The sequence below is a fragment of the Aurantimicrobium sp. INA4 genome (genome assembly GCF_027924525.1).
GTDB lineage: Bacteria > Actinomycetota > Actinomycetes > Actinomycetales > Microbacteriaceae > Aurantimicrobium.
Genome location: NZ_AP027040.1, coordinates 1420455 through 1434692, shown reverse-complemented (window position 1 = coordinate 1434692; position 14238 = coordinate 1420455). Strand labels below are relative to the sequence as shown.

At 53.2% G+C, this 14238-nt stretch carries 12 protein-coding genes and 2 tRNA genes; 11 read left to right on the top strand and 3 right to left on the bottom strand.

The features are described from left to right. The first annotated feature begins 132 nt into the window (after nt 1–132). The 3 genes from AINA4_RS07065 to AINA4_RS07055 all read left to right on the top strand — a co-directional run bounded on the left by AINA4_RS07065 (nt 133) and on the right by AINA4_RS07055 (nt 1587). Nucleotides 133–204: transfer RNA gene (locus AINA4_RS07065), tRNA-Thr, on the top strand. A gap of 52 nt (nt 205–256) precedes the next feature. Then, nucleotides 257–330, top strand: a tRNA-Met gene (locus AINA4_RS07060). A gap of 156 nt (nt 331–486) precedes the next feature. Further along, the gene (locus AINA4_RS07055; protein WP_281786723.1) at nt 487–1587 is read left to right on the top strand and encodes an ionic transporter y4hA; all 1101 of its coding nucleotides are present in this window, start codon (nt 487–489) and stop codon (nt 1585–1587) included. Nucleotides 1588–1614: 27 nt separating this feature from the next. Here AINA4_RS07055 and AINA4_RS07050 read toward each other — a convergent pair whose 3' ends face one another. After that, the gene (locus AINA4_RS07050) at nt 1615–2577 is read right to left on the bottom strand and encodes a sodium-dependent bicarbonate transport family permease (protein WP_281786722.1); all 963 of its coding nucleotides are present in this window, start codon (nt 2575–2577) and stop codon (nt 1615–1617) included. A 77-nt stretch (nt 2578–2654) separates the two neighbouring features. Between AINA4_RS07050 and AINA4_RS07045 the strand changes: the two genes are divergently transcribed. Both AINA4_RS07045 and AINA4_RS07040 read left to right on the top strand, forming a co-directional pair. Beyond that, nucleotides 2655–3668: a TerC family protein gene (locus tag AINA4_RS07045; RefSeq protein WP_281786721.1), complete on the top strand. Its 1014-nt coding sequence runs from the start codon at nt 2655–2657 to the stop codon at nt 3666–3668. Between the two features lie 2 nt (nt 3669–3670). After that, a complete protein-coding gene (locus AINA4_RS07040) occupies nt 3671–3949 on the top strand; it encodes a helix-turn-helix domain-containing protein (protein ID WP_281786720.1) in 279 nt (92 codons plus the stop codon). Nucleotides 3950–4075: 126 nt separating this feature from the next. Here the strand turns inward: AINA4_RS07040 and AINA4_RS07035 are convergent, their stop codons facing one another. Continuing rightward, nucleotides 4076–4870, bottom strand: coding sequence for a Bax inhibitor-1/YccA family protein (locus tag AINA4_RS07035; RefSeq protein WP_281786719.1), 795 nt, complete (start codon nt 4868–4870; stop codon nt 4076–4078). Nucleotides 4871–5078: 208 nt separating this feature from the next. On the opposite strand from AINA4_RS07035, the gene AINA4_RS07030 reads away from it, so the two are divergent. Beyond that, nucleotides 5079–6077 (top strand): glycerophosphodiester phosphodiesterase family protein, encoded by a 999-nt coding sequence (locus AINA4_RS07030; protein WP_281786718.1) that lies wholly within the window; start codon nt 5079–5081, stop codon nt 6075–6077. A gap of 12 nt (nt 6078–6089) precedes the next feature. Further along, the gene (locus AINA4_RS07025) at nt 6090–8417 is read left to right on the top strand and encodes a UvrD-helicase domain-containing protein (protein WP_281786717.1); all 2328 of its coding nucleotides are present in this window, start codon (nt 6090–6092) and stop codon (nt 8415–8417) included. 13 nt (nt 8418–8430) lie between these two features. Here the strand turns inward: AINA4_RS07025 and AINA4_RS07020 are convergent, their stop codons facing one another. Beyond that, nucleotides 8431–9153, bottom strand: a complete 723-nt coding sequence (locus tag AINA4_RS07020) for a VIT1/CCC1 transporter family protein (protein WP_281786716.1) — start codon at nt 9151–9153, stop codon at nt 8431–8433. 193 nt (nt 9154–9346) lie between these two features. Between AINA4_RS07020 and sucC the strand changes: the two genes are divergently transcribed. From sucC to AINA4_RS07000, 4 genes are all read left to right on the top strand, one after another. Next, nucleotides 9347–10510 carry an ADP-forming succinate--CoA ligase subunit beta gene (gene sucC / locus AINA4_RS07015; protein ID WP_281640082.1) on the top strand — a complete coding sequence of 388 codons (1164 nt, stop codon included), beginning with the start codon at nt 9347–9349 and terminating at the stop codon, nt 10508–10510. Nucleotides 10511–10537: 27 nt separating this feature from the next. Beyond that, a complete protein-coding gene (gene sucD, locus AINA4_RS07010) occupies nt 10538–11425 on the top strand; it encodes a succinate--CoA ligase subunit alpha (RefSeq protein ID WP_096383279.1) in 888 nt (295 codons plus the stop codon). A 136-nt stretch (nt 11426–11561) separates the two neighbouring features. Next, nucleotides 11562–12995, top strand: coding sequence for a hypothetical protein (locus tag AINA4_RS07005; RefSeq protein WP_281786715.1), 1434 nt, complete (start codon nt 11562–11564; stop codon nt 12993–12995). Nucleotides 12996–13004: 9 nt separating this feature from the next. Then, nucleotides 13005–14234, top strand: a complete 1230-nt coding sequence (locus tag AINA4_RS07000) for a DUF6350 family protein (protein WP_281786714.1) — start codon at nt 13005–13007, stop codon at nt 14232–14234. Nucleotides 14235–14238: the final 4 nt, after the last annotated feature.

The window sequence follows — 14238 nt, the reverse complement described above, 5'->3', positions numbered from 1 at the left end:
TTAGGTAGCGGAGCTCAGCACAGAAGTTGCCTCGCGAGTAATCCTTCGAGCTTCTGAGTTTTTCGCAAATGGCGAGAGGTGATAATCTCTAACGGTGCCAATTTTCGGGAGCAATCCTGAAGGTTCGGATACGCCCCGATAGCTCAGTGGTAGAGCACTTCCATGGTAAGGAAGGGGTCGCGAGTTCAATCCTCGCTCGGGGCCCGATCATTCTTCGACTGCTGCAGGTTTCCTGTTCCACAAGATGAGTGTTCGTGGCTGGGTAGCTCAGGTGGTTAGAGCGCACGACTCATAATCGTGAGGTCGCGGGATCGAGCCCCGCTCCAGCTACAGAAGAAAATCCCCACAGTGTGGGGATTTTTGTTTTTGAAATCACGACTTCACAACGTACTTCAGCTTGAATTCTCGGAGCTTTTTCAAGAACACAAACTAGTTTGGAAAAAGAGCTAGTCCAGACCTTGTCCGTGGCCGTGGAGGTGAGCTGTCATGAAACTTCTGTCCCGAGTTTCTATTGCGAGCGTCAATGCTTTGCCAATTGTGGCGTTGGCCAGTTTGCTAGTTTTTTGGAATTCCACACCCTCCCTTTTTGTCATGGTTCTGCTCGGAATCTTGCTGGCAGTTTCTGTGCTGGCAGCTGTTCACCATGCTGAGGTAATAGCCCACAAGGTGGGTGAACCCTATGGTTCTCTCATCCTTGCGGCGGCTGTCACCGTGATCGAAGTGGGCATGCTGGTGACGTTGATGATTGCCTCACCACAGGAATCGGCAACTCTGGCCAGAGACACCGTCTTTTCCGCAATCATGATTATTTGTAATGGAATTGTCGGTATCTCGTTGATCGTGAAAGCTCAACGTAAACGAACAGCTACCTTCAACGCCGAAGGCATTGGTGGAGCATTAGCTGCAATTACAGCTTTGGCAACGATGAGTTTGATTTTGCCCTCTTTCACTACGTCAACACCGGGCGCAACCTTTTCACCTGCTCAGCTTGTTTTTGCAGCCGTAACAGCCTTGGTGATTTATCTCATTTTTGTTTTCGTTCAAACTGTTCGGCACCGTGACTTCTTCTTGCCTCCGCCTGTTTCCGAAAACAGCACCACTTTGGTTGCAGAACACAAAGAACCCCCAAGTTCACAGCAGGCATGGACCAGTTTTGGACTGTTGGTCGTTGCTCTGGTGAGTGTTGTCGGCTTGGCCAAAATCACAAGCCCACTCCTGGAAACGGCGATCTATGGTGCGGGGCTTCCCTCAACACTGATTGCTGTGAGCATTGCCGGGCTTGTTCTGTTGCCTGAATCAATTGCCGCGGTTCGGGCGGCCTATTTTGGCCGGACTCAAACCAGCCTGAACTTGGCATATGGCTCTGCAATGGCGAGCATTGGGCTAACCATTCCGGTTATTGCGGTGATGTCAATATTCTTTGGCTTCCCCATAGTCCTGGGCTTGAGCGCAACTGAGCTTGTTCTCTTTGTCTTGACGGTAGCCGTGAGTATTCTCACCGTGGTGCCCGGGCGGGCAACCATATTGCAGGGGGCAATTCACCTCAGTATTTTTGCCGGCTTCATCTTCTTCATCATCAACCCTTAGCCTGCCTACCTGGTCGAGCAGTGAGATCTAGGAGATGAGCTGTGCGAACCAGACAAAGACCGGGATACCAATCAGCAGGTTGAAGGGGAAGGTAATTCCCAAACTGGCGGTGAGGTAGAAGCCCGGGTTTGCTTCTGGCAGAGATAGTTTCACTGCCGCCGGTGCGGCGATGTAGGAGGCACTTGCGCAGAGGACACCAAACACGGCTGCGCCTCCGGCGCTCAGCCCGATGAGGGTTGCTAGTCCAACTCCCGCGATACCAATCACGAGCGGGAATGCGATTGCGAAGATGAGCAGTCCCCAACCTGCCTGGGGGAGTTCTTTGAGGTGAGACCCTGCTTGGATACCCAGTTGCAGAAGGAAGAGTGTGAGTACACCGACGAAGAGGGCACCGAAGAAGGGTTCTACGCGCTCGTAACCGACGGGCCCACTGACGGCGCCGATGACCAAACCACCAACCAGCAGCAGGATTGATTTTCCGGTGAGGACCTCGTGCATAAGGGGCCCCCAACTTTGCTGCTTGCTCGCTTTGCGGGCAAGAACAAGACCGACAATCAGACCCGGTACTTCCATGATTGCCAGCAGTGTGGCGAGGTAACCTTCGGGATCAAGACCAAGGGACTCCACAAACATGAGACCTGCAGTGAAGGTCACAAGTGATGTTGAGCCGTAGTGCGCAGCGATGGCACCACGCTCGGTTTGGTTTAGTGGGGTGAGAACTTTCAGAACTGCGAATGCAGCGACGGGTATTGCCAGGCCCACAATGATGGCGAGGGCGATGGGTGCGGCGATGTCGGCTGGCTCTGCCATTCGGAGCCCCACCCCGCCTTTGATGCCGATAGCAAGTAGAAGGTATATCGAGAGGGCACTGAAAATCTGTGGTGGAATCTCTAGTCTCGAGCGCAGCCCTACAGCAATAAGTCCCAGCACGAAGGCTAGGACTGGGGGTGAGGTCAAGTTGCTCACTGCGAGCTCGAGAGATTCAAACATTTTTCGTCCAATCAGTTGACTAGAAGAATAATACAGGAAATAATATTCAGTAATCAATCTTCTTTAGTAAGGATGTCATGAACGTAGAACTCTGGATGTGGTTTGCAGTACTCGCAGCAATTATTGTGATGCTGCTCGTTGACCTCTTTGCTCACCGCAAGGCGCACGAGATCTCTCTTCGCGAGGCCGCAGCATGGTCCGCTTTCTGGGTAGCCACCGGTATTGGCTTTGGCGTCTTGGTGTGGAACTACTTTGGCGCTGAATATGGCCAGCAGTACTTCGCCGGATTTGTCATCGAGAAATCTTTAGCCGTTGACAACGTCTTTATCTGGGCTTTGATCTTCGCCTCCTTCAGCGTCCCACGCAAGTATCAGCACCGCGTCCTCTTCTTAGGTGTTCTGGGTGCACTGGTCTTCCGTGGAATCTTCATCGCACTCGGTGCGGTCATTCTTGAAAACTTTGCCTGGGTTCTCTACCTCTTTGCAGCCTTCTTGATCTACACCGGTATTCACATGCTCATCAAGCGGAACGAGCATGCTGATCCCACACAAGGACGCTTCTTCAAGTGGTTCTCTTCGGTCGTACCTTCAACCAAGAAGTACTACGGGCAGAAATTATTCGTCCGTGTTGGAGGCGTTCTCCTGGCAACACCATTGCTTATGGTGTTGGTTCTGGTTGAGTTCACCGACATCATTTTTGCGGTTGACTCGATTCCCGCAATCTTCGCGGTGACCTCTGAACCGTTCCTCGTCTTCACCGCTAACGCATTCGCAATCCTGGGTCTGCGCGCAATGTACTTCCTACTAGCTGACCTGATGTACCGCTTTGTGTATCTCAAGATCGGACTGGCGTTCGTACTGGTCTGGGTTGGTGTCAAGATGGCCCTGCACGACATCGTCAAGGTTCCTACTGGCATCTCACTGACAGTAATCCTGACTATCCTGACTGTTTCTATCGTTGCGAGCTTTATCGTCAGCAGAAACAAAGAAGCCGAGCACATCGAGCCTGCCTCACGCCAGCAACTCCCTGAAGCGACAGAGGAGGAAATGGCGGCATTGGCTCCAACTTGGCGTAAGTCTGGAAAGATGTAGCCATGGCCAACTGGACATTCCTCACCCACCACGGGCATGTGCTCGTAGCCGTCTCACAACACGCTGACCTCACGGTCGATCAGATTGCGGCCAAGGTAGGAATTACAGCCAGGGCCACTGCCGGAATACTCAACGATCTTGTTGAGGCCGGGTACGTGGAGAAGACCAAGAACGGTCGGAACAACCACTACACGGTTCATGGCGAGATTCCTTTGCGTCACCCGCTCAACAACCAAACCCCCATTGCAGAGCTACTGTCCCTGTTTTCTGAAGGAAACTAGAGAGCTCAACAGCTATTTCTTCTACAGATGTAGCTCATGAGTTTCAGACTAGGTACGGTACATACGCTGGTTAAGCAACTGTGGCCTCCCATAAAGGGAGGCCACAGTTGTTTGTTCGTGCAGTGACTAGTCGCGAGCGATAGCCAGGAACTGGAGGATCTGGAGGTATAGCCAGACCACGGTCACCATGATGCTGAACGCACCGGTCCAAGCGAACTTGGCAGGAGCCTTGTTGACCACACCGCGCTGAATCATGTCGAAGTCCAGAACGAGTGAGTACGCAGCAAGCAGAATCACCAGTGGGCCAATGATCAGGCCAAGTGGGATGCCGAAGATCTCAACACTGTTGAGGCCAAAGGTTCCGCTTGTAGCACCGAACAGCTGCATGAAGAAGCTGACCAGGCTGAAGACCAGGTAGGAAATGATTCCGATGAAGAAGATCTTTGTTGCACGAGCCGAGGCGCGAATCTTGCCACTGGCGAATAGTGCCAAGGTGACACCCACCACGACGATGGTTGCGATGACAGCCTGGGCAACAATGCCACTCCACTGGGCATCAAAGACCAGTGAGATTCCACCAATGAAGACACCTTCAAGTGCTGCATAGCCGAGGATCAGTGCGGGCACTGGCTCCTTTTTGAAGATGTTCACCATAGCCAGAACGAGAGCACCAATAGCTGCAAACATCACCAGCGTCATTCCGAAGCCGGGGTTGCTGGCGGTAATTATCCAGCCAGCTACTGCACCGACGAGCAAAACGGCGAAGGAAATGAACGACTTCGCAATTGTTGCTTCATAGGTGAGAGCAGGCTCTGGCGCACGGTTAGCTGATGGTGCGTCGTAGAGTGCTTGGAGCTCTTCGGCAGTTGCGTTCGGGGAGAACGCCTTGTTGCCAGTAAAAGCAGGGTTGTTAACAGCCATGACGGTTGTTCATCCTTTCGAGGAGTTGGGCGCTGTGAAGCGCTACCTCCACGATACCGAGTGTGGGTAGTGAGTTTTCCGAGAATTAGCTGTGTTTTCAACTGTCTAGGGCAGATGTGATCACACCGAGCATCCTCAAGCCAAGAGGTAAATGTATTCCTAGTGAATAATCAGCATGTTTATCCATGCACTCTGCCATTCTTGAAACATGACTTCACCTCTCGTCATTGCCCATCGCGGTGCAAGTGGCTACCATCCTGAGCACACTCGGAAGGCCTACCTCACCGCAATTGAACAAGGCGCTGACGCAATTGAGCCTGATCTCGTGATTTCCCGAGACGGAGTCCTTGTCATCCGGCACGAGAATGAAATCTCAGGTACCACAGATGTGGCAAGCAGACCAGAGTTTGCCCACCTCCTCACTACAAAAGTTGTAGATGGGGAAGAGCTCACAGGTTGGTTCACCGAGGATTTCACCTGGGCTGAGCTTTCCACTTTGCGCTGCATCGAACGTGTGCCCCAGTTGCGGCCACAAAATGCTCTAGAGAATGGCGAATATGCCATGCTCCGTTTCATTGATCTGTTAGAGATTGCAGACCAGGCACCTCGAAAGCTCACGCTCGTCGTAGAGATTAAGCACCCCACCTATTTTGCACAGCAGGGTTTTGCTTTTGAGGACCTCATTGCTCAAGATTTATTTCTTGCAGGCTGGCACTTAAACGACCCCCGAATCTTCATTGAAAGCTTCGAGAAGAGTGTTGTGATGCGCTGCAAAGACAATGGCGTGGGCGCCAGACATGTCTACATCATGGATTTTGGTTACACCGCTTTCGATGAAGTGCAGTGGGCGCTCTCAGAAGGAGTCCCTTCTATTTCGAACCATGATGAACTTTCAGATGCTGGCCTAGATATATTCGCGGAGAAACTTGACGGTGTGGCCCTCGCCTGGAGTCTGCTCATGGGAAGAGATTCCACATTAGATGTTGAGCAAGGACGCAGAATTGTTGAAAGTGCACATCAGCGTGGTTTGACAGTCTGGGTGTGGTCATTGCGTATAGAGAATGTCTTTCTTCCTGAAGAATTTCGCACCGATGGCGCAGATCATGAACCGGGTAACTGGGAAGAGTTCTTTGAGTTGTTATGGTCGCTGGGCGTTGATGGGGTGTTCAGTGACTTCCCTGACTTGGCTGTCCGTACGCGCCCATAGACTTAAGGCGCAATGAGTGAGCTTTCATCGCCCAACCCTTTACTGGATGGGCTTAATCCCCAGCAGCGTGAAGCGGTGGAATACCGTGGCCCCGCCTTACTTATTGTTGCCGGAGCAGGTTCGGGAAAAACCAGTGTCCTCACCCGACGTATTGCTTCCCTGATTAGTAATCGGGAAGCGTGGCCCAGCAATATCTTGGCCATCACCTTCACCAACAAAGCTGCCGCAGAAATGCGCGAACGTGCAGAAAAAATGCTGGGTGCGGCGACCGAAGGGATGTGGATTTCAACCTTCCACTCGTCCTGTGTTCGCATACTGCGACGTGAGGCGGAGAACTTCGGTTTCACCAAAGCGTTCACCATCTATGACTCACATGACTCACGTACCCTGATCAAACGACTTATCAAGGAGTATGAAGCAGATACCTACGGACTTTCTGTTTCAGGTGTTGCCGGAAAGATTTCTCGACTCAAAAATGAGCTCTCTGATGTTGACAGCTACTCCCGTAATGCAAATCTCAATGATCCAACCGAGGTGAAGTTCCTCGAAATCTTCCGCGGGTATACCCGCGCACTCCAGGCAGCCAATGCCTTTGACTTTGATGACCTCATTGCCCAGACGGTGTTCTTATTTCGGGCATTCCCACATGTTGCAGATCACTATCGCAAACAATTTAGGCACATCCTGGTTGACGAGTATCAGGACACCAACCACGCACAATATGCACTCATTCACGAGCTCACTCGAGAAACAGCAGATGGTCTTCCTGGCGCTTCACTGACGGTGGTGGGTGATTCCGATCAGTCCATTTACGCTTTCCGTGGCGCAGATATGCGCAACATTACTGAGTTCGAACGTGATTTCCCTGGCGCCCACGTGGTCATGCTGGAGCAAAACTATCGGTCAACACAGACCATTCTTTCTGCAGCTAATGCGGTCATTTCCAACAACTTTGATCGCAAGGATAAAAAGCTGTGGACCGATGTGGGTGATGGCGATCTCATTGTTGGATTCACTGGTTACTCAGCACACGATGAGGCCCAGTTTGTCGTGGATGAAATTAGTGCCCTCCACGCGCAGGGAATGGGCTACAACGAGATAGCGGTTTTCTACCGAACGAACTCTCAAACGCGTGCGCTGGAAGAAATCTTTATCCGCTCAGCTCTTCCCTACCGAATCTTGGGCGGCACGAAGTTCTATGAACGTGCAGAGATCAAAGACATCTTGGCGTACTTAGTTGCTGTGGCGAACCCAGCTGATTCGCTTGCTGTTCGCCGTATTCTCAATGTTCCCAAGCGCGGAATTGGTCCTGCCACCGAAACAGGTCTGCAGAACTACGCCGACACCAACCAGATCACCTTGCGCGACGCATTGCGCTCTGCAGACTCCCTCGGTCTTGGCCCCAAGGTCTCCGGAGCAATTGCCAAACTCTCGGGCCTCATTGATGAAGCAACCTCGCTGGCCGAATCTTCACCCGTTGCTGACGTCCTCACACGGATTCTGGAAGAAACCGGATATGTGGATTTACTCAGAGCAACTCGTGATCCTCAAGATGAAGCACGGGCAGAGAACGTCGAAGAACTCTTGGCGGTGACCAAAGAGTTCGATAAGAACAACCCCGGCGGTACGCTCGTTGATTTCTTGACCGAGGTTTCTCTCGTGGCCGCCGCAGACGAGCTCGACGATGCCAGTGGCACCGTCTCGCTCATGACCTTGCACACCGCAAAAGGTTTGGAATACAACGCTGTATTTATTACAGGTGTTGAAGAAGAACTCCTCCCTCACCGGATGTCCTCCGGGGAACCTGGTGGACCTGCCGAAGAACGTCGCTTGTTCTATGTGGGAATCACACGTGCGCGCAAGAAGCTGTTCCTGTCTTTGGCGATGAGTCGAGCACAATTTGGTCAGACCAATGTCGCTATGCCCTCTCGCTATCTGCAGGAGATTCCCTCAGAGCTCATTGAATGGCGCCAGTCACCTGGAACAGTGAACGGGCGTGACGGTTATCAATCACGAGCACTCAATGCTCGAGGTTCACGCTATGACGGCGGCTTTGGTTCGAGTGAGCTTGGTGGTTGGGGCTCTACCGAAGGTGGCTGGAACTCTCTCGAGGCTGCCCCTAAACCAAAGACCGAATGGGCTAATCGGGTCACGAACAAGATTCGTGACAACGGCAACCTCGTTCTTGTCGCTGGCGACCGTATTTCTCACGCCGACTTTGGTGAAGGAACGGTCAACCAGGTAACAGGTGAAGGTGCCAAGAGTGTTGCTCACGTGAAGTTTGATACTGCTGGAGCAAAGAAGCTCCTGATCAAGATTGCGCCAATCGAAAAACTATAAGGAGAGCGCAAACTTAGATTGCTGCGCCACCGCCTAAAAGCGAACCGATGAAGTAGGTCACTGCAAGTGCAAGCGCCCCACCGATAGTCACGCGCAGAATTGCGCGAGGAACAGGTGCGCCTCCGATGTAGGCACCAATTCCGCCGGTCAGTGCCAGCGCCAAGAGAGACGCTGCCACTGTAGCGGCAATCTTGAAAGGCTCTGGGGTGAGTAAGACAGCTAACAGCGGAAGAAGGGCTCCAACGGTGAATGCAATCGCAGAAGAAATAGCCGCGTGGAGCGGGTTAGTGAGTTCGTCTTGGTCAATTCCCAGCTCAACGTCGAGGTGGGTCTTGAGAGCATCCACCTCGGTCATTTCAACAGCAACCTGACGAGCTGTCTCTGGCTTGAGGCCCTTGGCCTCATAGAGCGCAACGAGTTCTTCGAGTTCTTCCTCGGGGAACATTTCCAGTTCACGGCGTTCCTTATTGACCCACGCCTTCTCAGAATCTCGTTGGCTAGAAACAGAAACATATTCTCCCAACGCCATCGAGATAGCTCCGGCAGCAAGGGCAGCAATACCGGTAAGGAAAATCACTGCGGGATCGCTGGTGGCGGCCGCAACACCAACAACCAGTGCAGCAATGGAGACAATGCCATCGTTTGCGCCGAGAACTCCGGCTCGAAGCCAGTTCAGTTTGCTGTTGGATGCAGCGTCGTGAGGTTCAAATCCGTGTTCAAGAGTTGGTTCAGCCATGACACCAGCTTGGCAGTTTGAGTCTTTGGTATCTAGTTAGGTGAGCCAAACCTTGTTCAGGGGTGTAATTGGCTGAAAAAAGGGGTAAAGTCGAACTGGTCAATTTATCTTGATATCAAGTTACTTTTAACTTTCGCCAGTGGCGGTCCTATCGCTGCTGACAATTTATCGCTCAATGCGGATTGGGAATCACGTGGATTTATACGAATACCAAGCCAGGGACCTGTTCGAGAGTTATGACGTTCCCGTACTGGCGGGCATCATCGCAGACACCCCTGCTGAAGCACGTGCTGCAGCTGAAAAGCTCGGTGGCGTAGTTGTCGTCAAAGCTCAGGTTAAGGTCGGTGGCCGCGGTAAGGCTGGTGGCGTCAAGGTTGCCAAGACCCCTGAGGAAGCTGAAGAAGCAGCCAAGGCCATTCTTGGACTCGACATCAAGGGACACGTCGTCAAGCGCGTCATGGTCGCAGCAGGTGCTCGCATCGCTCAGGAGTTCTATTTCTCCGTGCTGCTTGACCGCGCAAACCGCTCCTACCTTTCCCTCACCTCCTACGAAGGCGGCATGGAGATTGAGCAGCTCGCTGTTGAGCGCCCTGAAGCTCTTGCTCGCATCGAAGTAAACCCCATCAAGGGCATCGACCTCGAGGAAGCTAAGAAGATTGCTGTGGCAGCAAAGTTCCCAGCAGAGCTTGTGGACAAGGTTGCTCCTGTCTTCGTCAAGCTCTATGAGGTCTACACCGGTGAAGACGCTACCCTCGTTGAGGTGAACCCACTGGTTCTCACCGAAGAAGGCGACATCATTGCTCTCGACGGTAAGGTCTCGCTAGATGAGAATGCAGAGTTCCGTCACGAGAACCACGCAGCCCTTGAAGACAAGGCAGCTGCTGACCCTCTTGAGGCAAAGGCGAAGGCAGCAGACCTCAACTACGTCAAGCTTGATGGAGAGGTGGGCATCATCGGTAACGGTGCGGGTCTCGTCATGAGCACCCTCGACGTTGTTGCCTACGCTGGTGAAAACCACGGTGGTGTCAAGCCCGCGAACTTCCTCGACATCGGTGGTGGAGCTTCTGCTGAAGTGATGGCGGCTGGTCTCGACGTGATCCTCGGTGACGCCCAGGTCAAGAGCGTTTTCGTCAACGTCTTCGGTGGTATCACCGCCTGTGACGCTGTGGCGAACGGTATCGTCCAGGCACTGGCAACCCTTGGTTCCGCTGCTAACAAGCCTCTCGTTGTTCGCCTTGACGGCAACAACGTCGACGAGGGTCGTCGTATCCTCGCCGAGGCTAACCACCCACTCGTAACCCTCGCAGACAGCATGGATGACGGCGCCGACAAGGCCGCTGAACTCGCTGCCCGCTAAGCCCTCACGAAAACTCAAGGATAAGAAATGTCAATCTTTCTGAACAAAGACTCCAAAGTCATCGTGCAGGGCATCACCGGTGGTGAAGGCTCCAAGCACACCGCCCGCATGCTCGCTGCGGGAACCCAGGTAGTTGGTGGTGTAAACGCTCGCAAGGCGGGCACCACTGTTACTCACGGTGATGTTGAGCTCCCCGTCTTTGCAACTGTTGCTGAAGCAATGGCTGCCACCGGCGCAGATGTCTCAATCGCATTCGTTCCTCCTGCATTCTCCAAGGATGCAGTGATCGAAGCTATCGACGCAGAGATTCCCCTGCTCGTTGTCATTACTGAGGGCATCCCCGTTCAGGACTCTGCAGAGTTCTGGGCATATGCCAAGGAAAAGGGCGGCAAGACCCGCATCATTGGCCCCAACTGCCCCGGCATCATCACCCCAGGTGAAGCACTCGTAGGAATTACTCCAGCGAACATCACCGGCAAGGGCCCCATCGGTCTGGTTTCCAAGTCTGGAACCCTGACCTACCAGATGATGTTCGAACTGCGCGATCTCGGATTCTCAACCGCTATCGGTATTGGTGGAGACCCCATCATCGGCACCACCCACATCGATGCACTCGCTGCATTCGAGGCCGATCCAGAGACCAAGGCCATCGTCATGATTGGTGAAATCGGTGGTGACGCTGAAGAGCGTGCCGCAGACTTCATTAAGGCGAATGTAACTAAGCCTGTAGTTGGCTATGTTGCTGGCTTCACCGCTCCCGAAGGTAAGACCATGGGTCACGCTGGAGCAATCGTTTCTGGCTCTGCTGGAACTGCTCAGGCAAAGAAGGAAGCCCTCGAGGCTGCTGGTGTCAAGGTAGGAAAGACTCCTTCCGAGGCTGCACGTCTGATGCGTGAAATCATGCAAAACCTCTAACTGAACCATCATGCACATGGCGCTCACCTTTGGGTGGGCGCCATGTGTTTTTCCCCGCTGAGTCCAAATGGGTTGGGTTAAACCATTTGTCGGTGGCAGACTTGAACGACTAAGACTTTCTTCAAAGGGGAAAACTGTGGCTGAAGCTGTAAAGAAGAGTGCTGGACGCGCCTGGCTCTCGAGCATTCTGATTATCGTCGCAATGGTGTTGACACCCGTTGCCATCGTCAGCCACTGGGCAACTAGTGAAGTGACTAACACCGAGCGCTTCGTCAGCACGCTTTCTCCATTGGCATCTAACCCCGAAGTTCAGCAAGTAGTCATCGATGAAATCACGGGTGTTGTCAAGGAAAACGTTGACATTCCAAAACTGACCGATTCGCTTTTCACGGGACTGGCTCAGGCGCTCAACCTTCCAGAGCCTGCACAGAAGGCCCTAGAGATGCTGAGCACTCCGGTTGCAAGTGGTGTTGATGCACTGATTACCGATGTTGTAACTAAGGCTGTTGAATCAGATGCTTTCCAACAGGCCTGGACCAAGACTCTGACACTCACCCAGGAACAAGCTGTTGCCCTGCTCTCAGGTGACCCCAACTCGATGATTCAGCTTTCCAATGATGGAACCCTTACTCTTCCGCTCAAGCCCATCATTGTCGATATCAAGGCTGCTCTCGTGAAACAAGGTGTTGGCTTTGCTAACGCCATCCCTGAGGTCGACAAGTCCATTACCATCGGCAAGATTCCTGAGCTAGCACTCGCTCGTGTGATTTACCAGGTTGGCGTGGGTGTAGGAACCTGGCTGCCATGGATTGTGGCTGCGATGTTCGCCGTCGGAATTTTCGCAGCGCGTAATCGTCAACGTGCGATCATGGCCACCAGCATTGTCTTTGCTCTGGTGATGGGTTTCATGGGCTTCCTTTTCGGAACTGGTCGTATCGTGGCGTCCACTGTTATTGACCCGGCTATTTCTGGAGCAGTCGGAGTGATCTACGACGCCGTGACCTCTTACGTCGTCAATGTTGTTGCTGCCTTGGGCGTTGCAGCAATTTTCGCCGCAATTGCAGCATGGGCTTTTGGATCCTCAGAGTCCGCTGCCAAGCTTCGCGCTTTCTCCAACAAGCAGATTGACATCGTTCGCAAGGCAGTTGACCCTCAGAACAAAACTTTCGCTGAAGTGAGCCCCGTGCTGAACAAGTACCGCGTTCTCGCACGTGTTGTGATTATCGGCGTCGTTGCATGGATTGTTGCTCTTCAGCAGCCCGTAACCGTTCCGATGGTCATCTGGAACACCCTGCTCATACTGGTTCTCCTCTTTGTATATGAGGTCCTGCAACGCACCAACGGCAAGCTCGTTGTTGCGGCAGCAGCGGCAGCTCCCGCAGCTCCGGTAGCACCTGCTCCCTCAGCTGCAAAGCCTGCTGCGAAGAAAGCTCCCGCGAAGAAGCCTGCTGCACAGGCGACAACTTCGGCAAAGCCTGCTGCGAAGAAAGCCACCACTGCAAAGCCTGTTACGAAGAAAGCTCCTGCAAAGAAGCCTGTCGCGAAGAAGCCTGCTGCTAAAAAGTCATAGCATCAAGAGGTGAACCGCACCCTCATTGCTCTGCTTGCTGCCCTCGAGGCATTCATTGCGCTAGCTATTGGGGTCGGCATCTCGCTCGTTCCGCTGAGTTTGATGTGGGCAGTGCAATTTGATTCCGGTGTGAGCTGGGATGTGTTTTATCGCGCGTCCGCAGATATTTGGCTGGTCGGTCACGGTGTCGATCTGAAAATGACCTTGGACCCAGCTCTGGCTGCTGCAGTTAACCTTCCAGGTGGCGACAAGCCCTTCCTCATCTCCATTGCACCACTGAGTTTTTCTTTGCTCACCATCCTGCTTGGCGTTCGACTGGGTCGAAAGTCTTTTGAATCAGGAGCTCGCTTTGTGGGGCCGCTCTCAGCGGTGGCAACCTTCGGCTTCTTCACAATCCTCATCGCCCTCTCTGCTGTTCACGTCAATGCCACTCCAGTGATGTGGATGGCAGTCTCTTTCCCCACAGCTATCTTCGCTTTGGGAGTTTTCATTGGCGCTCGAGGAGAAGTCGGTCACTCGGGAGGCCGTGCTGAGCGCGTGCAACAAAAAGTGGTGGGTTGGGCAACCGGGCTTTCTTCACAAGTCAAAGCCGTGCTTTCAGCTTCATTGCGCGGAGGTCTGATGACGGCCGCACTCGTCATTGGCGCCTCAGCAGTTGCGCTATCTGTATTGATCATCGCGAACTTCGCCAGCATTTTGGGCATTTATGAAGGCTTGCAAGGAGGCGGTGGCGGAAGCCTCATCCTTACGGCAGCCCAATTGATGTTTATGCCCAACTTTGTGATGTGGGTAGTCTCGTGGTTCATTGGCACCGGCTTCGCTCTCGGCACCGGTTCCTCTGTTTCTCCAGTTGGAACAGATCTGGGTCTTGTTCCCGCTTTGCCCATTCTGGGAGCTATGCCCACCAATGATTTAGCCTTTGGATTCCTCGGGCTTTTGGTTCCGTTGCTGGCTGCATTCCTAGCGGCGTGGTTTATTCGACCAGCATTACTGCGAGCTCTCGGCACGGAGGTGTCGTTCCGCTGGATTTCACTAACCGTGCTGGGTATCGCGCTCGTTGCAGGAATCCTCATCGGTTTGTTGGCATGGGCCAGTGGTGGTGCTGCCGGTCCGGGTCGATTGGCAGATGTGGGACCAAATGCATTGCGCACTGGCGGTATTGCTGCACTCGAGTTCCTTATCGCCGCCGCACTTGGAATGTATGCGCGTTCGGGTGTTTCGACAGCAAAGCAAAAGTAAGAGG